Source organism: Stenotrophomonas pictorum JCM 9942 (assembly GCF_001431585.1).
GTDB lineage: Bacteria > Pseudomonadota > Gammaproteobacteria > Xanthomonadales > Xanthomonadaceae > Stenotrophomonas > Stenotrophomonas pictorum.
Genome location: NZ_LLXS01000005.1, coordinates 120,687 through 142,315, shown reverse-complemented (window position 1 = coordinate 142,315; position 21,629 = coordinate 120,687). Strand labels below are relative to the sequence as shown.

16 protein-coding genes are annotated in these 21,629 nt (G+C 68.0%); 7 read left to right on the top strand and 9 right to left on the bottom strand.

Annotated elements, in window-relative coordinates; genetic code table 11:
- A complete protein-coding gene (gene thiE, locus ARC78_RS01800; protein WP_057505611.1) occupies positions 1–621 on the top strand; it encodes a thiamine phosphate synthase in 621 nt (206 codons plus the stop codon).
- A 35-nt stretch (positions 622–656) separates the two neighbouring features.
- Positions 657–1,949, top strand: coding sequence for a glutamate-1-semialdehyde 2,1-aminomutase (gene hemL, locus ARC78_RS01795; RefSeq protein WP_057505610.1), 1,293 nt, complete (start codon positions 657–659; stop codon positions 1,947–1,949).
- 71 nt (positions 1,950–2,020) lie between these two features.
- Here the strand turns inward: hemL and azu are convergent, their stop codons facing one another.
- Positions 2,021–2,470 carry an azurin gene (azu, locus tag ARC78_RS01790; protein ID WP_054660904.1) on the bottom strand — a complete coding sequence of 150 codons (450 nt, stop codon included), beginning with the start codon at positions 2,468–2,470 and terminating at the stop codon, positions 2,021–2,023.
- A 149-nt stretch (positions 2,471–2,619) separates the two neighbouring features.
- On the opposite strand from azu, the gene ARC78_RS01785 reads away from it, so the two are divergent.
- The gene (locus ARC78_RS01785; RefSeq protein ID WP_057505609.1) at positions 2,620–3,213 is read left to right on the top strand and encodes an HAD-IA family hydrolase; all 594 of its coding nucleotides are present in this window, start codon (positions 2,620–2,622) and stop codon (positions 3,211–3,213) included.
- 76 nt (positions 3,214–3,289) lie between these two features.
- Here ARC78_RS01785 and ARC78_RS01780 read toward each other — a convergent pair whose 3' ends face one another.
- Positions 3,290–9,190, bottom strand: coding sequence for a fibronectin type III domain-containing protein (locus tag ARC78_RS01780; protein WP_057505608.1), 5,901 nt, complete (start codon positions 9,188–9,190; stop codon positions 3,290–3,292).
- A gap of 732 nt (positions 9,191–9,922) precedes the next feature.
- Complete coding sequence (locus ARC78_RS01775) at positions 9,923–11,152, bottom strand: acetylornithine transaminase (protein ID WP_057505607.1); 1,230 nt, start codon at positions 11,150–11,152, stop codon at positions 9,923–9,925.
- A gap of 75 nt (positions 11,153–11,227) precedes the next feature.
- Between ARC78_RS01775 and ARC78_RS01770 the strand changes: the two genes are divergently transcribed.
- Positions 11,228–12,100 carry an ion transporter gene (locus ARC78_RS01770; RefSeq protein WP_057505639.1) on the top strand — a complete coding sequence of 291 codons (873 nt, stop codon included), beginning with the start codon at positions 11,228–11,230 and terminating at the stop codon, positions 12,098–12,100.
- A 129-nt stretch (positions 12,101–12,229) separates the two neighbouring features.
- Here ARC78_RS01770 and ARC78_RS01765 read toward each other — a convergent pair whose 3' ends face one another.
- The gene (locus ARC78_RS01765; RefSeq protein WP_054660728.1) at positions 12,230–13,048 is read right to left on the bottom strand and encodes an SDR family oxidoreductase; all 819 of its coding nucleotides are present in this window, start codon (positions 13,046–13,048) and stop codon (positions 12,230–12,232) included.
- A gap of 87 nt (positions 13,049–13,135) precedes the next feature.
- Positions 13,136–13,798 (bottom strand): protein kinase family protein, encoded by a 663-nt coding sequence (locus tag ARC78_RS01760; protein WP_057505606.1) that lies wholly within the window; start codon positions 13,796–13,798, stop codon positions 13,136–13,138.
- A gap of 121 nt (positions 13,799–13,919) precedes the next feature.
- Here ARC78_RS01760 and ARC78_RS01755 point away from each other — a divergent pair, with 121 nt between their 5' ends.
- Positions 13,920–15,923, top strand: coding sequence for a bifunctional DedA family/phosphatase PAP2 family protein (locus tag ARC78_RS01755; protein ID WP_057505605.1), 2,004 nt, complete (start codon positions 13,920–13,922; stop codon positions 15,921–15,923).
- Between the two features lie 149 nt (positions 15,924–16,072).
- On the opposite strand, the gene ARC78_RS01750 is transcribed toward ARC78_RS01755, so the two are convergent.
- The 3 genes from ARC78_RS01750 to ARC78_RS01740 all read right to left on the bottom strand — a co-directional run bounded on the left by ARC78_RS01750 (position 16,073) and on the right by ARC78_RS01740 (position 18,983).
- The gene (locus ARC78_RS01750) at positions 16,073–16,681 is read right to left on the bottom strand and encodes an LON peptidase substrate-binding domain-containing protein (RefSeq protein WP_089153158.1); all 609 of its coding nucleotides are present in this window, start codon (positions 16,679–16,681) and stop codon (positions 16,073–16,075) included.
- Positions 16,682–16,757: 76 nt separating this feature from the next.
- The gene (gene mpl, locus ARC78_RS01745) at positions 16,758–18,131 is read right to left on the bottom strand and encodes a UDP-N-acetylmuramate:L-alanyl-gamma-D-glutamyl-meso-diaminopimelate ligase (protein WP_241772620.1); all 1,374 of its coding nucleotides are present in this window, start codon (positions 18,129–18,131) and stop codon (positions 16,758–16,760) included.
- A gap of 288 nt (positions 18,132–18,419) precedes the next feature.
- Complete coding sequence (locus ARC78_RS01740; protein ID WP_054659115.1) at positions 18,420–18,983, bottom strand: adenylate kinase; 564 nt, start codon at positions 18,981–18,983, stop codon at positions 18,420–18,422.
- 149 nt (positions 18,984–19,132) lie between these two features.
- Here ARC78_RS01740 and ARC78_RS01735 point away from each other — a divergent pair, with 149 nt between their 5' ends.
- Positions 19,133–20,389 (top strand): 6-phosphofructokinase, encoded by a 1,257-nt coding sequence (locus tag ARC78_RS01735; protein ID WP_054659113.1) that lies wholly within the window; start codon positions 19,133–19,135, stop codon positions 20,387–20,389.
- Between the two features lie 5 nt (positions 20,390–20,394).
- On the top strand, positions 20,395–21,000 hold the full coding sequence (locus ARC78_RS01730; protein ID WP_054659111.1) for a YiiX family permuted papain-like enzyme: 606 nt from the start codon (positions 20,395–20,397) through the stop codon (positions 20,998–21,000).
- A gap of 47 nt (positions 21,001–21,047) precedes the next feature.
- Here ARC78_RS01730 and ARC78_RS01725 read toward each other — a convergent pair whose 3' ends face one another.
- A complete protein-coding gene (locus tag ARC78_RS01725; RefSeq protein WP_425478335.1) occupies positions 21,048–21,557 on the bottom strand; it encodes a hypothetical protein in 510 nt (169 codons plus the stop codon).
- Positions 21,558–21,629: the final 72 nt, after the last annotated feature.

The window sequence follows — 21,629 nt, the reverse complement described above, 5'->3', positions numbered from 1 at the left end:
ATGACCCAGCTTGCCGACGCCCGTGGCGTCTACCTGATCACCCCCGACGAAACCGACAGCACGCGTCTGCTGGAGCGGGTCCGCCCGCTGCTGGCCGGCATCACCTGGCTGCAGTACCGCAACAAGGCCGTCGATGCCCCTTCCCGCCTGGCCCAGGCCACTGCGCTGCAGGCGCTGTGCGCGGCCGCCGGCGTACCGCTGATCATCAACGACGATGCCGCATTGGCCGCCCGGGTAGGCGCCGCCGGCGTGCATCTGGGCGAGGACGACGGTGACATCGCCGCCGCCCGGACGATGCTTGGCCCGCAGGCGATCATCGGCGCCTCCTGCTATGACGAACTGGCACGGGCCGAGCGCGCGGTGGCGGCCGGCGCCAACTACGTCGCCTTCGGCGCCTTTTTCCCCAGCCGCAGCAAGCTGACCCCGCGCCGGGCAACGCCGGAACTGCTGCGACAAAGCGCCGCACTGGGCGTACCGCGGGTGGCCATTGGCGGTTTGACGCCGGACAATGCACCGCCCGTGGTGGACGCCGGCGCCGACCTGATCGCGGTCATCAGCGGTGTGTTCGCCGAACCCGATCCGCTGGACGCACTGCAGGCCTACCGCCGCTGCTTTGCCTGATGGCAACCGCTTTTACCGTTCCCAGGAGTTCCCAGATGAACCACGCCCAATCCCACGCCCTGTTCGCGCGCGCGCAGACGCTGCTGCCCGGCGGCGTCAACTCGCCGGTGCGCGCGTTCAAGTCGGTCGGCGGCGAGCCGTTCTTCGTGCAGCGCGCCGATGGCCCGTACCTGTACGACGTCGACAACAACCGCTACATCGACTACGTCGGCTCCTGGGGCCCGATGATCGTCGGCCACAACCATCCGGCGGTGCGTGAAGCGGTGCAGCAGGCGATCGGCAACGGCCTGTCGTTCGGTGCCCCGTGCGCGGCCGAGGTGACCATGGCCGAGACCATCACCGCGCTGGTGCCCTCCTGCGAGATGGTGCGCATGGTCAACTCCGGCACCGAGGCCACGCTGTCGGCGATCCGTCTGGCCCGTGGCGCCACCGGGCGGATGAAGATCGTCAAGTTCGAGGGCTGCTACCACGGCCACGGCGACTCGTTCCTGGTCAAGGCCGGCAGCGGCATGCTGACCCTGGGCGTGCCAACCTCGCCGGGCGTGCCGGCCGGCCTGTCCGAGCTGACCCTGACCCTGCCCTACAACGACTTCGATGCCGCCACGGCGCTGTTCGAGCAGCAGGGCAGCGAGATTGCCGGGCTGATCATCGAGCCGGTGGTCGGCAACGCCAACTGCATCCCGCCGCGTGAGGGCTACCTGCAGCATCTGCGGGCGCTGTGCACGCAGTACGGCGCGCTGCTGATCTTCGACGAGGTGATGACCGGCTTCCGCGTCGCCCTGGGCGGTGCGCAGGCGCATTACGGCATCACCCCGGACCTGACCACCTTCGGCAAGATCATCGGCGGCGGCATGCCGGTGGGCGCCTACGGTGGCCGTGCCGAACTGATGAACCAGATCGCCCCGGCCGGCCCGATCTACCAGGCCGGCACCCTCTCCGGCAACCCGGTGGCGATGGCCGCCGGCCTGGCGATGCTGGAGCTGGTCAGTGCCCCGGGCTTCCATGAGCGTCTGGCCGCCACCACCGCACGCCTGTGCGCCGGGCTGGAAGCGGCCGCGGCGCAGGCCGGGGTGGCGGTGACCACCAACCAGGTCGGCGCGATGTTCGGGTTGTTCTTCACCCGCGAGAAGGTGGAGACTTACGCCCAGGCCACGGCTTGTGACATCAAGGCCTTCAACGTGTTCTTCCACGCCATGCTCGAGCGCGGTGTGTTCCTGGCGCCGTCGGCCTATGAAGCCGGCTTCCTGTCCAGCGCGCACGACGAGGCGGTGATCGAAGCCACGCTGGCTGCAGCGCGTGAGGCGTTCAACGTGGTCGCGGCGGGCTGATCCCGCCACGTGGTGGCAATACGGAAAAGGCCGGCATCATGCCGGCCTTTTTCTTTGCCCCGTACAAGGGCTCAAGCGAAGACCAGCTTGCCCTTCATCATCCCCCAGTGGCCAGGGAACGAGCAGAAGAAGGTGTAGTCGCCACCACGGACCAGCTTGCTGGTCGCAAAGCGCACGCGCGCTGTCTGCCCACCTCCGATCACCGGGGTGAACGCGATCACCCGCGCATCGCCCTTGGGCAGGTAGCTGTCGGCCAGCGTCGAACGCATTCCCAAGGTGGCGACCGGCTGGAAATCGGCCGTGCGCGTGAGCACCCAGTTGTGGCCCATCACGTTGGCGGCCATCTTGCCGGTGTGCTTGAGCGTAAGGTCGACCTGGGTGCAGTCGGCCGCCACCGTGATCTGCGGCAACGAAAACTGCATACGGTCATTGCTTTCGATGGTGACCGCGCAGGTGCGGGCCAGCACCGGAGCGGCGGGCAACAGGCCGGCAAGGGCCAACAGCAACACAGGAATGCGCATCGAACAGGACTCCAGACTTCCAGGGAAAACAATGCAACCGCCCTATTCTAGGAACAACGCCCCGCTCCGCCCCGCGACGCAATGTCGCAGGGCTGCGCTGTTTCGCCGCAGGCACGATACTGCCGGTCACGCTTTGAACCTGCCGCCCGATGCCTGCCCTGCACGCCCTGCTGCTCGATTTCGATGGCCTGCTGGCCGACTACGACCACCGCATCCATCTGCACCAGCTGGCCGAGGCCGCGCAGTGTTCCTCCACACAGGTGGATACGGCGCTGCGCGGGGAAGGGCTGGAGCTGGCGCATGCGCGCGGCGAACTCGATGGCCTGCAACTGCTTGCCGCCCTCAACCAGCGCCTGGGCAGCCGCCTGCAGGCGCAGCACTGGCACGCGGCCCGACATGCCGCCACCCGCGTGCGACGTGACAGCGTGGCGCTGCTCAGGCAGCTGCGACCCGGCGTGCAGGTGGCCGTCCTCACCAACAACGGCCCGCTCACCCGGCCGGTGATCGAACAGCTGCTGCCCGGCACTACCGTGCTGTGCAGCGCGGCACTGGGCGTGCGCAAACCCGATCCGGCCGCCTACATCGCCGCCTGTACGACCCTGCGCTGTGCCCCGGCTTGCACCCTGTTCGTCGATCATCTGTTCCGCAACGTGCAAGGTGCACGCGCCGCCGGCCTGCTGGCCGACACCGCCCACCACACCCAGTCGCTGCGCAAGCTGCTGAAGCGCCACCAGCTGCTGTAGGCAAACCAACGCCCTGGCACTGCACGGTGGGCTGCGATGAAACAACAACGCCGGCTTTCGCCGGCGTTGTTGTCGATCACCTGGGCTGAGCACCCGGTGGGGCGTTACAGCGCATGGAAGAACCGCCACAGGAACGCGCAGAACCGCCGACCGGTTGCGCGCCAGGCGCATCGCTGTACATCGGCGCGTTAGCCCCCTGCTGCCCGTAGCGCACCTGCAAGCCGATGCTGTTGCTGCGCATCGCATTGCGGCCCTGCTCATGCCCCAGCAGCAGCGAGAACAGCCAGCCGCTGTCCAGCTGCAGGTCCATCCCGGCACCCAGCGAGAGCAGGTCATCGTTGTAGCTGCGCAGGTCCAGCACGTAGTCGCTGGCCGCCGGCCGCATCACGTAATTGATCGTGGCCTGGCCGCGGTTGTCCAGCGCGCTGCGGTATTCCACGGTCCAGTGTGGACGCAGGCTGCCCCAGTCACGGGTGAGCTGGAAGCTGCCCTGCACGCCCAGGGCCAGTGCGTTGTTGACCACGCGCTGGCGGCCGTAGACCAGGTCGAATGCCCCCAGCCCGCTTTCGCTGTAGCCATCCAGGGTGGCGCGGTGCCAGTCGTAACGGCCGTAGCTGGTCAGTGCCATGCCAGCCGGATTGTGGCGTTCATGGCCGAAGGTCAACGAACCGAACCACTGCTGGCCACTGCGCTGGCCCTGGGCACTGCCCTGGGCCAGGTCGTTCCAGCGCACGCTGTCAAAGTCCAGCCAGCCATTGGCCAGCATGCCGTCAACGAACAGGTTGCCGCCGACCCGCCACAGGCCATACACCGCCAGCGAGCGCTGGTCGGCATCCAGCCGCGAGGAGCTGCTGTCCAGGTCGGTGTCCTGGCGCGCCCAGCTGCCGGCCATGCCCAGCAGCACCTGCTCGTGCACGGCATGGTCAATGCCCACGGTGAGGCCACGGCTGCTGAAGTCTGCGCCACCGCCAGCCAGGCCTGTGCGTCCGCTCCTGCCGAAGCTGGCGCTGCCGGCCACCCACATACCCCAGCCCTCGGGCAGGCGCGGCATTACCGAATCGGCCGCGGCCTTGGGCAGGGTCAGCCCGGGCACGCCCTGGCCACCGGCCTGGGTGAGCGCAAAGCGGAAGTCGTTGCTGACAGAACCGCCACGCACCTGACGCAGGCGGTCACGGATGTTGCCCGACTGGATCTGGGCAAACTGCACGCTGGCATCGACCTGCGCCTGCAGGCCACTGGCCACGCGCGGATCAGCGGCCGGGTTCGGGCGGGCACTGACCAGCAGCCGCACCTGGATCGCGGCAGCGGTGTAATTGGCCGTCGCCGCCTGGGTCGCCGTCAGCACGGTGACACCTTCGCCGACCAGGGTGACGGTACGGCCGCTGACCGTGGCCACCGCCGGATCGGAACTGCTGAAGCTGAAGGTCCCCGGGCTGCTGCTCTGCGGCTCGGGCAGCTCGAAGGCATCCTCGCCGTAGACCTTGCTGATGTCATCGATCCAGCCCAGTTCCGGGGTTGCCAGCGCGATGGCGACATCCAGCCGCACCTGGGCAGCGGCCTGGTAGGTCGCATTGCCGGCCTGGTCGGCGCTCAGGCTGCACTGCCCGGCCGTCAGCATCGTCACCGTGCTGCCCTGCACCTGGCAGACGGTCGGGGTGAGGCTGGCAAACACCACCGGATTGCCCGAGGCACCACCGCTGGCGCTGAGGGCGAAGGTGCCACCCGGTGCAAACACGGGTGCCTCCGGGGTGGCCACAAACGCCTGGATCAGCTGGCTGCCGGCATCGACCACCTGGGTGAACGCCTGGGTCGTGGTGAAGCCATTGGCATCGGCGACCTGCAACGAGAACTCGTAGCTGCCGGCGGCGGTCGGAACGCCGCTGACTTCGCCGCTGGCCGACAGCACCAGCCCCGGTGGCAGCGTGCCGCCCCCAACGCTGAAGGCGTAGGGGGCGGCACCGCCCTGCGCGCTGAGCTGCACCCGATACGCCTGCCCGCCGGTGGCAACGGGCAAAGGATCCACGGTCAGCACCGGGGCACCCACCACCAGCACATAGCCCTGGGTGGCAGTGAACGGCCCGGTTCCGGTACTGCTGTCGGTGACGGTGATCGCAAAGGCAAAACTGCCAGCCAGGGTCGGCGTACCGCCGAGCGAGCCATCACTGGCCAGTACCAGCCCCGGCGGCAAGGCACCACTGCTGACGGCATAGCGGTACGGTGCACTGCCGCCACTGGCTGCCAGCGTCTGCGCATAGGCCGCACTGCCGGTTGCAGCCGGCAAGGTGGACGTGGTCAACGACAGCGACGGCGCACTGACGGTGATGCTCACCGTCGCAGGGGCGGTGGTGGTGTAGGCATCACTGGCGGTGTAGCTGAAGCTGTCCGGGCCGGCATGGCCTGGCGCCGGGGTGTAGGTGATGGTGGTGCCGCTGGCCACTGCACTGCCATGGGCCGGGGCCGAGACCACGGTCACCGAGGAGGCCACGCCGGTGATGGCCAGGCTGACCGGGCTGGGGCCTGCGCCGTAGCCGATGGTGGCACTCACCGGCGCCACCGCCAGCAGCGGCGCATCCACCTGCAGGCTGTAGCTGCGTGTGGCCGAGAACGGCCCGGTACCGGTGCTGCTGTCGGTGCTGGTGACATCGAAGGCGAAGGTGCCGGTGGCCGTCGGCGTACCCGACAGTGTGCCGCTGGCCGACAGGCTCAGGCCCGCCGGCAGGGTGCCGCTGCTGAGTGCATAGCGGTAAGGCGAGGCGCCGCCACTGCTGCTCAGGATCTGCGTATACGCACTGTCTGCCGTGGCCACGGCCAGGCTGGCGGTATCGATCACCACGGTCGGTGCACTGACGGTGATGCTCACCGTCGCCGCGGCGGTGGTGGTGTAGGCATCACTGGCGGTGTAGCTGAAGCTGTCGCTGCCGGCATGGCCGGGCGCCGGGGTGTAGGTGATGGTGGTGCCGCTGGCCACCGCAGTGCCATGGGCCGGTGCCGTGGCCACCGCCACCGAGGAGGCCGCGCCAGTGATGGCCAGGCTGATCGGACTGGCCGTCCCATAGGCCACGGTGGCGCTCACCGGCGCCACCGCCAGTGGCGGCACCGGCGTGACCGCATTGGACGGGGCCGAGGCCGCACCGGTGCCGTTGGCATTGGTGGCGGTGACCACAAAGGTATAGCTCGTCCCCGGCGTCAGCCCGGTCACGGTGATCGGCGAGCCAGCGCCGGTGGCGGTGAAGCCGCCCGGGCTGGAAATGACGGTGTAGCCAGTGATGGCCGCACCACCATCGAACAGCGGGGCGCTGAAGCCCACGCTCACCGCGCTGGCACCGGCGACCGTGGCCGTACCGATGGTCGGCGCGCCGGGAACCACCCCGTTGACGCTGAAGGTCCGGCTGACCCGGGGGGCAGGCAGGTAGCTGGCATTGCCCGGCTGGTCGGCATGGATGGTGCAGCTGCCGGTACTGGCGAACCCGAGCAGGCCACCACTGGTGATCGTGCACACCGCGGGGGTTGCCGAGCTGAAGCTCACCGGCAGGTTGGAATCAGCGCTGGCCGTCAGGGTCGGGGTGGTGCCGAAGTTCTGCGCGCCGGGGTTGGTGAAGGTGATGACCTGCGGCGCGGCCGGCGTCACCGCGTTGGAAGCGGCCGAAGCCGGACCGGTGCCGGCCACATTGCTGGCGGTCACCGTGAAGGTATAGGCCTGCCCGTTGCTCAGCCCGCTGACCAGCAGCGGCGAAGCGGCACCGCTGGCCGTGGCACCGCCGGGATTGGCGGTAACGGTATAACCGGTGATGCTGCTGCCCCCGGTATTGGCCGGCGCGCTGAAGCTCACGCTGGCCTGGGTATCACCGCCGGTGGCCGTACCAATCGTCGGAGCTCCCGGCACGACCGGATTGACGGTGAAGCTGCGACTGACCTGGCTGGCCGCCAGCCAGGCCGCATTGCCGGCCTGGTCGGCGTTGATGGTGCAGTTGCCGGCGGTGATGAACGTCAGGCTGCCGCCGCTGGTGATGGTGCATACCGCGGTGGTGGCCGAGCTGAAGCTCACCGGCAGGTTGGAATCAGCGCTGGCCGTCAGGGTCGGGGTGGTGCCGAAGTTCTGCGCGCCGGGGTTGGCGAAGGTGATGACCTGCGGCGCGGCCGGCGTCACCGCGTTGGAAGCGGCCGAGGCCGGACCGGTACCGGCCACATTGCTGGCAGTCACCGTGAAGGTGTAGGCCTGCCCGTTGCTCAGCCCGCTGACCAGCAGCGGCGAAGCGGCACCGCTGGCCGTGGCACCGCCGGGATTGGCGGTAACGGTATAACCGGTGATGCTGCTGCCCCCGGTATTGGCCGGCGCGCTGAAGCTCACGCTGGCTTGGGTATTGCCCGCTGTAGCGGTGCCGATCACAGGTGCCCCAGGTGCTACCGCATTGACCAGGAACGATTGGCTGATGGTCGTGGCGGCATTGGTCGCGGCATTGCCGGCCTGGTCGGCATTGATGGTGCAGCTGCCGGCGGTGATGAAGGTCAGGCTGCCGCCGCTGGTGATGGTGCATACCCCGGTGGTGGCCGAGCTGAAGCTCACCGGCAGGCTGGAGGAGGCAGTGGCAGTCAGCGTTGGCGTGGTGCCGAAGTTCTGCGCGCCGGGGTTGGTGAAGGTGATGGTCTGGTTGGCCTTCGGCGTCACGCTGTTGCTCGCGGCCGACGCCGTACTGGTCCCAACCGCGTTGGTCGCGGTCACCGTGAAGGTGTAGGCAGTGCCATTGCTCAGGCCGCTCAGGGTGATGGGCGAGGTGGTGAAACCGTTGCCACCAGCGGTGATGCCCCCCGGATTGGAGGTGACCGTATAGCCCGTGATCGCCGAGCCGCCATTGCTGGCCGGAGCTGTGAAGGTCACCGAGGCCTGCGCATCACCGGCCGTGGCCGTGCCGATGGTCGGAGCGCCTGGCGCCGTTGCAATGGCTACGGTATGTGTCGTGCCGGCGGTGAAAGCGGCCAGGCCGCTGTTGCCAGCCGTATCGCTGATATTGGTGGACGCGTTGAGGTTGAGCTTGAGCGTACCGTTGCCGGTGATGCCATTGACGGTGACGGTGTAGCTGCTGCCGCTGCCGGAAGCGCTGGCGATGCTGCCTGTTGCGCTGCCGGTCCCGACCAGGGTGAAATCGTCGGTGGAAACACCGGTCACCCCCTCACTGAAGCTGGCCGTGAAATTCACCGTGGTATTGCTGGCCGAGGCCCCGCTCGCTGGGGCGATGCTGACGACAGTGGGCACAACGCTGTCCACCGTGGCGTTGCTGGTGTCGGCCCGGGTGGTGCTGCCAGTGCTGTTGCTGGCGGTGATGCTGACATTGCGGTTGCTGGCGGTGATGCCGGCGGCGACCGCCCAGAAGGCGGTCCAGGTGCCGGCATTGTTTGTCGCCGCCACGGCGGCCCCGCCGCCGAACTGGCTGAAGTCCACCGTCACGCCGGTGATGCCGGCGTTGTTGTCGCCGCTGGCGGTGTTGTTCCAGCTGGCAGTGACGGTATCACCGCGCCGGAAGACACCGCCGTTGCCGGTGGCGCCGGCAATGCTGATCCTGGCGTCGGTGACATTCGGCGGCGGCATCGTGCAGGTGATGGTGATGTCGATGCTCTGGCCATCGGCCAGGTACTGGAAATTGGAGTGGCTCAGCGGGCTGGTGGTGCAGCCTATGGCCTGGTACGCCCCGCTGTCGTTGTAGACGACCCTGAACCAGCCCGGTGTGTTGCCCAGGTTGACTGGCAGGTTGCTGACATTGCCGTTGAGCTCCTGCCATGCCACCCCGACCGCGTTGTTCTGGTCGCCATCGGCCGGGCTGCGCAGGAACACCAGCGTACCCGGCGCCGGGTTGCCGTTGGCGAGGTACGCGGCATGGGTCTGGTAGGTAACGCGCGCGGTGATCGCCGCCTGCGCCGAAGCCACCACCAGCAGCGGGAACAGGGCAAAAGCGAGGATCAGGAACCTGCGGAGGAACGGCATGCATGCATCTCCAGAACACGACAACAGGAATAGAAGAAAACGGATCACCACCCGGCCAAAAGGCGACCCCAAGGCGGAGAAACAACCTGCAACAGCGCAGTTGCACAGCACGCGGAGATGCAGGCGAGGTGGGTCCACACGGGCAGCACCTGATAGACCGGTGCCCTGTTACGGGCGCATGGCTGGACCGGCAGAGCCAGACGAACAGCCAGCCAGTTCTTCAGGCGCGCAGGAGCGCCTGACGCAACTGCCTGCCATGCCAGTGAATGGCGCGAGAAACCCCAAGCAACACGCCAATGGCAAGCAGATAACGCCATAACGGCGCAACCAGTAGACATTGGAAATGTGACCCCGCGCGGATTCTAATCGTATTTATCAAAGCCACGCCAGTACCGACGGAGGCATTCCCTGTTGCCACGACAGCGGCACCGTGCCCGAGGTTTCCACCCGGCCCAGCTACGGCGGTGAGGCGGTGAGTGTCTCGGCCAAGCCTAGGAGATGGTTGTCGCGCACGGTCCTGCGTTCCTCCCAGCGCCCTATCTTCGATAGGTAGGCATGGCATCACTCATCCCGACTGATGGCTGGAAATACCTAGCACCCGCGCCACCAAACCGGTGGCAGGCGCTGCTCACCGCCCCCGGTTACTGCGCAGGGTGCCGCAGTACCGGGCACACACAGAAAAGGCCGCCTGCATACAGCGGCGGCCTCTTCCTTGGACGGCAATGACCGCGATCAGCGCGAAGCCATGTAAGCCGCAATCGCCTCGCGTACGCGTTTGAGGCCTTCGGCCACTTCCTCGTCGGTGATGTTCAACGCCGGCACGAAGCGCAGCACGCTGGTGCCGGCCTGCAGGATCAGCACCTGCTTCTCGGCGGCCAGATCCAGCAGCGCGCCGATGTCGGCCCGGTAGTCCGGCTTGAGCACTGCGCCGAGCATCAGGCCCATGCCACGCACCTGCTCGAACACGCCGAACTCTTCGCCGATGGCTTCCAGTCCAGCCTTCAACGCGGCCGACTGGCGCAGCACGTTGGCCTTGATCTCGTCCGATGCCAGCTTGCGCAGCGCCACGCGGGCGACGGCGGCGGCCAGCGGGTTGCCGCCGAAGGTGCTGCCGTGCGCGCCCACGCCCATGATGTCGGCCACCTTCGGTCCGGCCAGCATCGCGCCGATCGGGAAACCGCAGCCCAAGGCCTTGGCCAGGGTCACGATGTCCGGGGTCACCCCCCAATGCCAGTGTGCGAACAGCTCGCCGCTGCGGCCCATGCCGACCTGGATCTCGTCCAGCACCAGCAGTGCGTCGTGCTGGTCGCACAGTTCGCGGGCACGGCGCATGAACTCCGCGCTGGCCGGCATCACTCCGCCCTCGCCCTGCACCGGCTCGAACATCACCGCGGCCACGTCGCCAGCGGCCATCGCCTCCTCCAGCTGGGCGACGTCGTTGAAGTCCACATAACGGAAGCCACCGGGCAGCGGCTCGTAGCCTTCCTGGTACTTGGGCTGGGCGGTGGCGGTGACCGTAGCCAGGGTGCGGCCGTGGAAGCTGCCGCGGAAGGTGACGATGTAGCGCTTGGCTGCGTCGCGCCCCTGGGCGCTGGCCCACTTGCGCACCAACTTGATCGCCACTTCGTTGGCCTCGGCGCCGGAATTGCACAGGAACACCCGCTTGGCGAAACGCGAGGCCTCCACCAGCTCCTGCGCCAGGTGCAGCGGCGGCTCGCTGTAGAACATGTTGCTGGTGTGCCAGAGTTTGTCGGCCTGCGCGAACAGCGCGGCCTTCAGCTCGGCGTTGTTGTGGCCCAGGCTGCACACGGCGATGCCGGCGGCCAGATCGATGAACTCACGGCCCTGCGTGTCCCACAGACGCGCCCCCTGGCCTCGCTCCAGCACCAGCTGGCGCGGCTTGTAGACCGGCAGGTAGTAGTTGGACAGGGACAACAGCGCATCGGCATTGGCAGCGGTCATGACGGTATCGGGGTATCGGCGGCGGATTGGTCGCCCATTCTCCCCCATTCCAACAGCTGCGGCACAATGCAGGGCATGCGCCCGTTCTCCGCTCCCCAGCTCAATCCCGCCACCGAATCGGGCTGGCGTCGCCACTGGTTCGACATCATCTACCGGCACGACACCCGCCCCTCGCGCAACTTCGACCTGCTGCTGGTCTACGCCATCATCGCCAGCGTGCTGGTGGTGATGTTCGACAGCGTGCAACGCTTCCACGCCGCCCATGCCAGCTGGCTGTATGTGGTCGAGTGGGGCTTCACCCTGCTGTTCACCGCCGAGTATCTCCTGCGGCTGGCGGTGGTGCGGCGGCCACTGCGCTACGCGGTCAGCATCTGGGGCATCATCGATCTGGCCGCGATCCTGCCCACCTACCTGTCGCTGTTCATTCCCGGCGCGCAGAGCCTGCTGGTGGTGCGGGCGCTGCGCATCCTGCGCGTGTTCCGCATCCTCAAGCTGACCCGCTACGTCGAGGAGAGCGGCATCCTGATGCTGTCGCTGTGGCGCAGCCGGCGCAAGGTGCTGCTGTTCCTGTTCACCGTGGTCACCATCACCATCATCGCCGGCGCGCTGATGTACGTGATCGAAGGGCCCAATCACGGCTTCACCAGCATCCCCAGCAGCATGTACTGGGCGGTGGTGACAATGACCACCGTCGGCTTCGGCGACATCGTGCCGCAGACCGTGCTGGGCCGTTTCGTCACCTCGGTGCTGATCCTGATCGGCTACAGCATCATCGCCGTGCCCACCGGCATCTATACCGCCGAGCTGGCCAGCACCATGCGCGAGGCCGACGCGGCCGCGCGCCGCGACGCCCGCGGCTGCCCGCACTGCGGGCTGGAGGGGCACGAAGCCGACGCCCGTCACTGCCGCCGTTGCGGCAGCGTCTTGCCGGAGCCATTCAACCAGTGACGTGAGATCACAGCGCCACGGTCCGATCGACAACGCCGGCAGGTTGCCCGGTGAGGTTCCGGGGCGGGAAAGCACATCCCACCTCGCCGACCGAGGCCGTAAACCGGCGCGGGCGGCCTGCCGGGTGACTCAGTCCAGGAACAGGTCCGGCAGCAGCGGCCGCGACGGGTCCACCGCATAGCCGGAAAGGTCACTGATGCCGGCCTGCGCCAGCACCTCGTCATCGATCAGGAACTGGCCGCTGAAGCCGGCCGCCGGCCGGGTCAGCACCGCGTGCGCGGCGTCGGCCATGATCTGCGGCGTGCGGCAGCCGGCCACATCCACGCCGGGAATCATGTTGATCGCATCGGTGGCGATCACCGTGCGCGGCCACAGCGCATTGACCGCCACGCCCTGCGGACCGAACTCCGCCGCCAGTCCCAGGGTGACAAAGCTCATGCCCATCTTGGCCAGGGTGTAGCCGGTATGCGGGGCCCACCACTTCGGGTCCAGGCTTGGCGGCGGCGCCAGCGTCAGGATGTGCGGATTGGGCGCGGCCAGCAGGTGCGGCAGGCAGGCCTGCGCGCACAGGAAGCTGCCCCGCGCGTTGACCTGCTGCATCAGGTCGAAGCGCTTCATCGGCGTGTCCAGGGTGCCGCGCAACCAGATCGCCGAGGCGTTGTTGACCAGGATGTCGATCCCGCCAAAGGTGTCCACCGTGGCCGCGACCGCCGCCCGTACCTGGTCTTCCTCGCGGATGTCGCACTTCAGCGCCAGCCCCTGGCCGCCGGCGGCGTTGACCGCCTCGGCGGCACTGTGGATCGTGCCCGGCAGCTTGGGATTGGGCACCGCCGACTTGGCCGCGATGGCCACATTGGCGCCATCGCGCGCGGCGCGCAGCGCGATGGCCAGGCCGATGCCGCGCGAGGCGCCGGTGATGAACAGGGTTTTGCCTTGCAACGATGACATGCCGACTCCGGAAACACGCTGACGGGAACCGCGATTATGCCCCGCACCGGCCATTCCATACGCCCACGCACTGATGCCGCCGCAAACTCAGGGCTTGGGGCCCTGCCCTTCGTTGTCTTCCCAGTGCAGGATGCGGCGGGTGACGAAACGGTAGACCGGCTTGCCGGTGACAAACCACAGCTCGCGGATCCACGAGCGGCGCTTGAGCAGGCGCCGTTCCACCGGGGTCAGCGCGTGTCGGCAGTACATCCGCTTGTGCTTGAGCAGGTGGCGCAGGTCTTCGCGCGCCAGCAGCCGCATCCAGCGCGAGCGCGGGTTGCCGCGCACCGCCAGCTGGAAATCGATCAGCGCCGGCGAGCCGTCCTCGCGCACGAGCCAGTTGGCCTCCTTGGCCAGATCGTTGTGGGCGATGCCATGGCGGTGCACCCGTTGCAGCAGCCGCCGCGCCGCACGGAAGTAGGACAGATCACCGTGCGGTGGGCGCTGGTACATCGCCGCGCCCTCCATATAGCTGCGATCCAGCCAGTGGCCGTTCCAGCCCAGCAACCGCGGCGTGGCCTCCATGCCGTCAAGCGCGGCCAGCGCGCGGGCCTCACGCCGGGCCAGCCACCAGGCCGGCAACCGCAGCCACAGCGGCGTGGCGCCCAGGTCCCGGCGCACGAAACGGCCATCGGGGCCCTCCACCAGCAGAATCCTGCCGAAGCTGTCTGATTTGAGCGCCTGCACGCGCGCGTCGGGAAGTTCTGCCATCGCGACATTCTAGTCGGCGGCGTCCGTTCCGGGCCCGGACAGGTGAACCACAGGCAGGCGCACGGCGGGAACCCCGCGCCAGAACGCCGGTCTGACGGGGTCCGCCCCCTATAATCGGCCGATGAATTCTTCCTGGATCGACGCCACGCTCGCGTGGATCGCCGCCCACCCGGTGCTGGCCGGCGCTGCGATATTTGCCATTGCCTTCTGCGACGCGGTGATCATCCTCGGTGCGATCGTGCCGGCGCTGCCGTTGATGATCGCCGTGGGCGTGCTGATCGGCATGGGCGAGCTGTCCGGTCCGTACGCGGTGGCCTGCGCGACGCTGGGTGCCTTTGCCGGCGACGGCATCAGCTACTGGGTCGGCCGCCGCTGGGGCGACCGCCTGCGCGGGGTTTGGCCGTTCAGCCGTTATCCGCAGCTGCTGGATCGCGGCGAAGTGCTGTTCCGGCGCAACGCCTTCAAGAGCCTTCTGATCGCCCGCTACGTCGGCGCCATCCGGCCGTTCGTACCGGCAATCGCCGGCATGGCCAGCATGCCGTTCAGCCGCTACCTCAAGGCCAGCGGTATCGCCTGCGTGTCCTGGGCGATCCTGTTCCTGCTGCCCGGCTGGGCGCTGGGCCAGGCCTACGACGCGGTGGCCGCCGTGGCCGGGCGCCTGTTCGTGGTGCTGGCCCTGCTCGGGGCGATGCTCGGGCTGGTGTGGGCGATCGTGCTGTACAGCTACCGCTGGTCGGCCACCCGCATGGACGGCTGGCTGGCACGGCTGCTGCACTGGTCGCAGCGCCACCCGCAGCTGCTGGGGCGCTCGCTGACCGATCTGTTCGACCCGCACCGGCGCGAATCGGTGCCGCTGGCGATGCTTGCGCTGATGCTGCTGCTGCTGGGCTGGGGCTGGTTCGTACTGCTGATGGTGGTGGTCGGCCACGGCGAACCGCTGGCGCTGGACCTGGCCGTACACCGGCTGATGCTGGCGCTGCGCAACCCGCTGGCCGATTACCCGATGGCCGCGCTGGCCTCGCTCGGCGACTGGCAGGTGCTGCTGCCGGCCATCGCCGTGGGCATGGGCTATCTGGCCTGGCGCCGGCGCTGGATGGCCGCCGCCCACTGGCTGGCGGCACTGGCCTTCGGCCTGGCGCTGACCAAGCTGCTGGGTGCCACCGTCGATGTGGTGCGTCCGCCGGCAGCCAGCAGCGGCTTCGGTTTCCCGTCGGTGGCGGTGACGATGGCGACCATCACCTTCGGCTTCTTCGCGGTGCTGATCGGCCGCGAACTGCCGGGGCGCGCGCGCGTGTGGCCCTATCTGGTCTCGGGCATCGTCGTCACCGTGATCGGCTTTGCGCGCATCTACCTCGGCGCGCACTGGCTCAGTGACGTGATCGGCGGAATGCTGTTCGGCATGTTCTGGCTGCTGGTGCTGGGCGTGGCCTACCGGCGCCGGTTCAACCGCTCGTTCTGGGTCAAACCGGTGGGCTGGCTGTTCTATGGCACGTTCATCCTGGCCGGGCTGTGGTACGCGCCGCGCAATGTGCCGGCCAAGCTGGCCAAGTTCGAGCCGGTCGCCGAGGCGCCCCGGCTGATCGCCGCCGGCCACTGGTGGCAGGACGGCTGGCGCGAACTGCCCGCCCGTCGCAACGAGTTCGATGACGACCAGCGCTGGCCGCTGGATGTGCAGGTCGCCGGCCCGCTGGCGCCGCTGCAGCAGCAACTGGAACGCAACGGCTGGACCCTGCAGCCGCAGGCCGGCTGGCAGCAGGCGCTGCTGATGCTGGACCAGAAGGCCAGCCCGCGCGAGGTGCCGGTGCTGCCGGCAACGCTGGACACCAATGTCGAGGCGCTGCTGATGCTGCGCCCGGGCACGCGGCCGGACGAGATCTACGCGCTGCGGCTGTGGCCGTCCCACGTGCAGCTGCAGCCCGGCAACACGCCGGTGTGGCTGGGCAGCGCACAGACCCTGCGTTTCCAGCGCCACCTGAAACTGTTCGGGATGTGGCGGCCGCTGCGCGGGGTGGACCCGGCGCTGGACGCGCTCAAGCAGTCGCTGGACGGACTGGAAAGCCGGCAGCAGACCCAGGACGACAGCAACCTGCCGTTGCTGATGATCCGCAGCGAACCGGCGCCGTAACGCCCGTCACGGGCAAGCGCTGCGGCGGGTGGAATCCACTGACGCAGGTGGCCATGACCCCGTCACCACCGCTGGCCGTCACGCGTGACGGCGCCGTATCGCCCAGCGCGATCGGAGGGACGGTTGCCCGGCGACGGCCTGGATTGCGGTTACAACGGCTCCTCGATCGGCACGTCGAAGCCCGGTATCCATTCCAGCAGACGGTCCAGGCGCTGGTGCGGATCGTGCTCTTGCAACAGCTGCAGCCGCTGCTGCTCGGCCAGCGGCAACAGTTCGGCCAGCCGCCAGCCGACCCAGGCGGCCTGATCCAGCTGCGCCGGACCGATACCGGTGAACTGCCCGCCGGCCTGTTCAAGGATGTGTTCCAGCAAGGTGCCCAGCAGCCCGTGCTCGGGGCGCAACTCGTCGTCGCTGTCGCGGTCGCACCAGTGGACTTCGGCCACCACCAGGCCGTTGTCGCGCACCCGTGTGCCGGTCGCATGGAAACGACGGCCACCGCGCAGGCGCAACACCAGCACGCCATCGGCACCGACGTCGAAATCCTCGATCTGCGCCTCCACGCCCCATGCCGCGGGCACAGCCGGCGCGCCGACTTCCTTGCCCTGCAGAATCAGACAGATACCGAAGCTGCCGCCGCTGCGGCCGCATTCGCGCACCAGATCCAGATAGCGTGCCTCGAACACGCGCAGGCCCAGCGCGGCGCCGGGCAGCAGCACCGCGTGCAGGGGAAACAGGGGAAGCGTCTGCGGTAACATCATCGATCAGCGGGAAAAGTCGTATGGCCCCGGAATGGTACGCCCTGGCGTGGGCCTGACCATCGTCCGGGCAGCATTCTCAGCCGCCCTGCAGCTTTTTGAGGAAGCGGCGCGGCGCGCCATCAAAGCCGCCATTGGACATGAACACTACATGGTCACCGCCGCGCGCGAGCTCACCCAGACGCTGCAGCAGCGCATCGGTATCGGCCACCGCCTGGGCATCGCCGCGCACGGCCTCGATCACCTTGACCGCGTCCCACGGCAGTTCCGGACGCGCCAGGAACACCACCGCATCGGCGATATCCAATGACGGCGCCAGCGCATCGGAATGCGCACCCAGCCGCATCGAATTGCTGCGCGGCTCCATCGCCACCACGATGCGCGCTTCACCCACCTTGGCCCGCAGGCCTTGCAGCGTGGTGTGGATGGCGGTGGGGTGATGGGCGAAATCGTCGTAGACGGTGATGTCATTGGCGGTGCCGATGACCTCCATCCGCCGCTTGACGCTATGGAAGCGGGCCAGGGCCGGCGCCACGGCCGCCACATCCACGCCCACCGCCTGCGCGGCGGCCAGCGCGGCCAAGCCGTTGAGCACGTTGTGCCGGCCGAGCAACGGCCACTGCACGGTCGCGATCTCGACCCCGCGATGCAGTACTGCGAACGCACTGCCATCGTCGTGGATCAGTCGCGCACTCCATTCCAGCGACGGCGCGAAGCCGAAGCGTTCCACCGGCGTCCAGCATCCCATCGCCAGCACCCGTTCCAGGTGCGCGTCCTCGCCATTGACGATCAGCCGGCCGCGCGCCGGCACCGTGCGCACCAGGTGGTGGAACTGCCGCTCGATCGCTTCCACATCCGGGAAGATGTCGGCGTGGTCGTACTCCAGATTGTTGAGGATCGCCACCAGTGGCCGGTAATGGACGAACTTGCTGCGCTTGTCGAAGAACGCGGTGTCGTACTCATCGGCCTCGACCACGAATTCGCGGCCCTGCCCGATCCGCGCCGAGACACCGAAGTCCTCGGCCACGCCGCCGATCAGGAACCCCGGCTCGCGGCCGGCGGCCTGCAGCAGGTAGGCCAGGATCGTGGTGGTGGTGGTCTTGCCGTGGGTCCCGGCCACGGCCAGGGTGTCGCGCCCGGGCAGCACCTGCTCGGACAGCCACTGCGCGCCGGAGGTGTAGCGCCGGCCGGCGTCCAGCACCGCCTCCACCGCCGGATTGCCGCGCGAGAGCGCGTTGCCGACCACCACCTCATCGCAATCAGCGCTGATATTGCTGGGCAGATAGCCTTGCGACAGCGTGATCCCCAGTGTTTCCAGCTGGGTGGACATCGGCGGATACACCGCCTGGTCGCTGCCTTCGACCTGGTGACCGAGCTCGCGGGCCAAGGCGGCCACACCGCCCATGAAAGTACCGGCAATGCCGAGGATATGGATCTTGCTCATGCCGGCGATTGTCGCCGATGCGTTCACGCCCGGGTACCGCCCTTCCGGAATACCTACCCGTATGTAGGGGATTACCTGATACCGCGTTCAGCCAATCGGACCCAGAATGCGCTACGCCAGCCGCAGTATCCCTCAGGTCCTACTCCCCAAGAGGCCATCCCCAGGGAGCTCATGCTGCGGGGCTCTGAGCAAGCCCATCTGCTGGCCTCTACAAATGCAAACGCCCGGATCCAACACTGGATCCGGGCGTTTGCGTCTGGGCGGTCGTGACCGTTGCCCGCCACAGCCGCCAGCGGATCAGCGCTTGATCGCGGCCAGGATGCGGGCCAGCACTTCGTCCAGCGCACCGACGCCATCGACGCGGGCCAGGGTGCCCTTGGCGGCGTAGAAATCGATCACCGGTGCGGTCGAATCGTTGTAGACCTGCAGACGCTGGCGCACCGATTCCGGGTTGTCATCGGCGCGGCCCTGCTCCTGGGCGCGGCCGGCGATGCGCTCGACCAGCAGCTCGGTCGGCACATCCAGCTGCACGATCGCATCCAGCGGCTGGCCCAGCTTGGCCAGCAGTTCGCCCAGCGCGTTGGCCTGGGCCACGTTGCGCGGGTAACCGTCGAGGATGAAACCCTTGGCGGTGTCGGCCTGCGACAGGCGCGATTCGAGCATGCCCAGCAGGATGTCGTCGGACACCAGGTTGCCGGCGTCCATCACCGCCTTGGCCTGCTTGCCCAGTTCGGTGCCGGCGGCCACTTCGGCGCGCAGCAGATCACCGGTGGAGATGTGCGGAACCTGCAGTTGTTCCTTCAGGCTCGTCGCCTGCGTGCCCTTGCCCGAACCGGGCGGTCCCAACAGAACCAATCGCATTCCTGACTCCCATATGTTTGAGGATGATGTCTTTCAGGGACGGACAGCGGCGTTAGACTCAGGGGCCGATTCACGCTGCACCGCAATATGCGCAGCTTACCGCATCCGGCCAATGTCCCGGAATGTCCCCCGCCCGGAGAGTTTTACCCATGTCCCAAGGCACCCTGCTGTACGCCCAGTCCGGTGGCGTGACCGCCGTCATCAACGCGACCGCCTCGGCCGTCATCACTGAAGCAAGGTCTAAGAAAATCAAGGTATTGGCCGCGCGGAACGGCATCCTGGGTGCGCTGCGCGAGGAACTGATCGACACCTCGAAGGAGTCGGCCGCCAGTATTGCCGCGCTCGCCCACACGCCGGGCGGCGCCTTCGGCTCGTGCCGCTACAAGCTCAAATCGCTGGATGCGGACCGGGCCAAATACGAGCGCCTGCTGGAGGTGTTCAAGGCCCATGACGTGCGCTGGTTCCTCTACAACGGCGGCAACGATTCGGCCGACACCGCGCTGAAGGTCTCGCAGCTGGCCAAGGAGTACGGCTACCCGCTGACCTGCGTGGGCGTGCCCAAGACCATCGACAACGACCTGGCGGTGACCGACACCTGCCCCGGCTTCGGCTCGGCCGCCAAGTACACCGCCATCTCGGTGCGTGAGGCCGCGCTGGATGTGGCCGCCATGGCCGAAACCTCCACCCGCGTGTTCATCTACGAGGCGATGGGCCGCCACGCCGGCTGGCTGGCCGCAGCCGCCGGACTGGCCGGCGAGAACGCCGAGGATGCGCCGCAGATCATCCTGCTGCCCGAGCGCGCCTATGACGAGGCGAAGTTCCTGGCCAAGGTGAAGCAGGTGGTGGCCAAGGTCGGTTTCTGCGTGGTGGTGGCCAGCGAGGGCATCCAGACCGCCGACGGCCAGTTCGTCGCCGATGCCGGGGGCGCCACCGATTCGTTCGGCCACACCCAGCTCGGCGGCGTCGCCTCGTACCTGGCCGGCAAGGTCAAGGCCGAACTCGGCTACAAGGTGCACTGGACCCTGCCCGACTACCTGCAGCGCTCGGCCCGCCATGTCGCGTCCAAGACCGACTGGGAACAGGCGCAGGCCGTGGGCAAGGCAGCCGTGCAGTTCGCACTGAAGGGACACAACGCGGTGATGCCGGTGATCGTGCGCAGCTCGGATGCACCTTACCACTGGAAGATCGAAGCAGCGCCGTTGTCGAAGATCGCCAATCACGAAAAGAAGATGCCGGCCGGCTTCATCCGCAAGGACGGTTTCGGCATCACCGAGAAGGCCCGCCGCTACCTGCAGCCGCTGATCCGCGGCGAGGCGCCCCTGCCATATGGGCGCGACGGCTTGCCCAAGTACGTGACGCTGAAGAATGTGGCGGTGACCAAGAAGCTGCCGGCGTGGGAAGGCTGAGCACGATGTATCCGCGCGTTGGCCTTTGGGCGTTGCTGATGCTGCTGGTGTGCTGGACGCTACCGGCATCGGCTTACACGCCACAGGACGGCGACATCGTGTTCCACACCTCGACCTCCAGCCAGAGCGTGGCGGTGCAGGCCGCCACGCATTCGCCCTACAGCCACATGGGCATCGTGCTGCTGCGCGGCGGTGTCCCCCACGTGCTGGAAGCCGTGCAACCGGTGCGCTACACGCCACTGCAGGCCTGGCTCGACCGTGGCAGGCAAGGCCGCTATGTGATCAAACGGCCCGCAACGCCGCTGGATGCCAACGCCAAGGCACGCCTGCAGCGCGCGGCCACGCCCTACCTCGGCAAACCCTACGACCTGACCTTCGAGTGGTCCGACCAGCGCATCTACTGCTCCGAACTGGTGTGGAAGCTGTACCGCGATGCCACCGGCATCCGCCTGGCACCGCTGGCGCGGCTGGACAGCTTCGACCTGCAGGCACCGACCGTGCGGGCCAAACTGCGCGAGCGCTATGGCGCGAACATCCCACGGGACGAACCGGTGATTTCGCCGGCGGCCATCTTCGCCTCACCCATGCTGGTCACCGTGGACCAGCGCTGAGGCCCGAGTGTCCGGCCCGTTGAAACGGGCGGACACCTTTCACGCGTTCAACGGGTGCAGGCGGCGCCTTCCACCGACAACCGGGCCGAGTACGCCGGCAGCGCTGCCAGCTTGCCGGCAGCGGCCTGCGTCTTGGCATCGCCCAGATAGACCCGGCTCTGGCCCTGACCATCCAGCGCGACCTGCTGTCCAGCCGGCTTGCGCCACACCTCCACCTGCGCCTGTCGTGAGCGGCAGGCGGCCGATGGAATACGCACGACTTCATTGAGCTTCCAGCCGGCCGCTTCGCTGGGCGTGACCCTGGCGAAATCCAGAAACACCGCACGCGGCTGGCATTGCGCACTGGTGCGTACCAGCTGCATGTCATAGGGACTGGCCGCGTCTCCGGTAAAACGCCCTTCGATACGGGTGCAGGCCTCGGGAATCTGCCGCACGGTGTGCACCGCACCATCGGCTTGCGCACTTCCCGCGGGGCGTTCGATCTCCGGTTTGGCGCTGGCGGCAAGCACCGGCAACGGCAGCGCGGTGAGCAGGATCAGGACAGCGGCGGCTTTCATCATTGTCGGTTCCGTATCGGCAAGGGGCCGACGCTGCCAGCGTGGTGCTGAACCCCAGGGCAAGGACGGGGC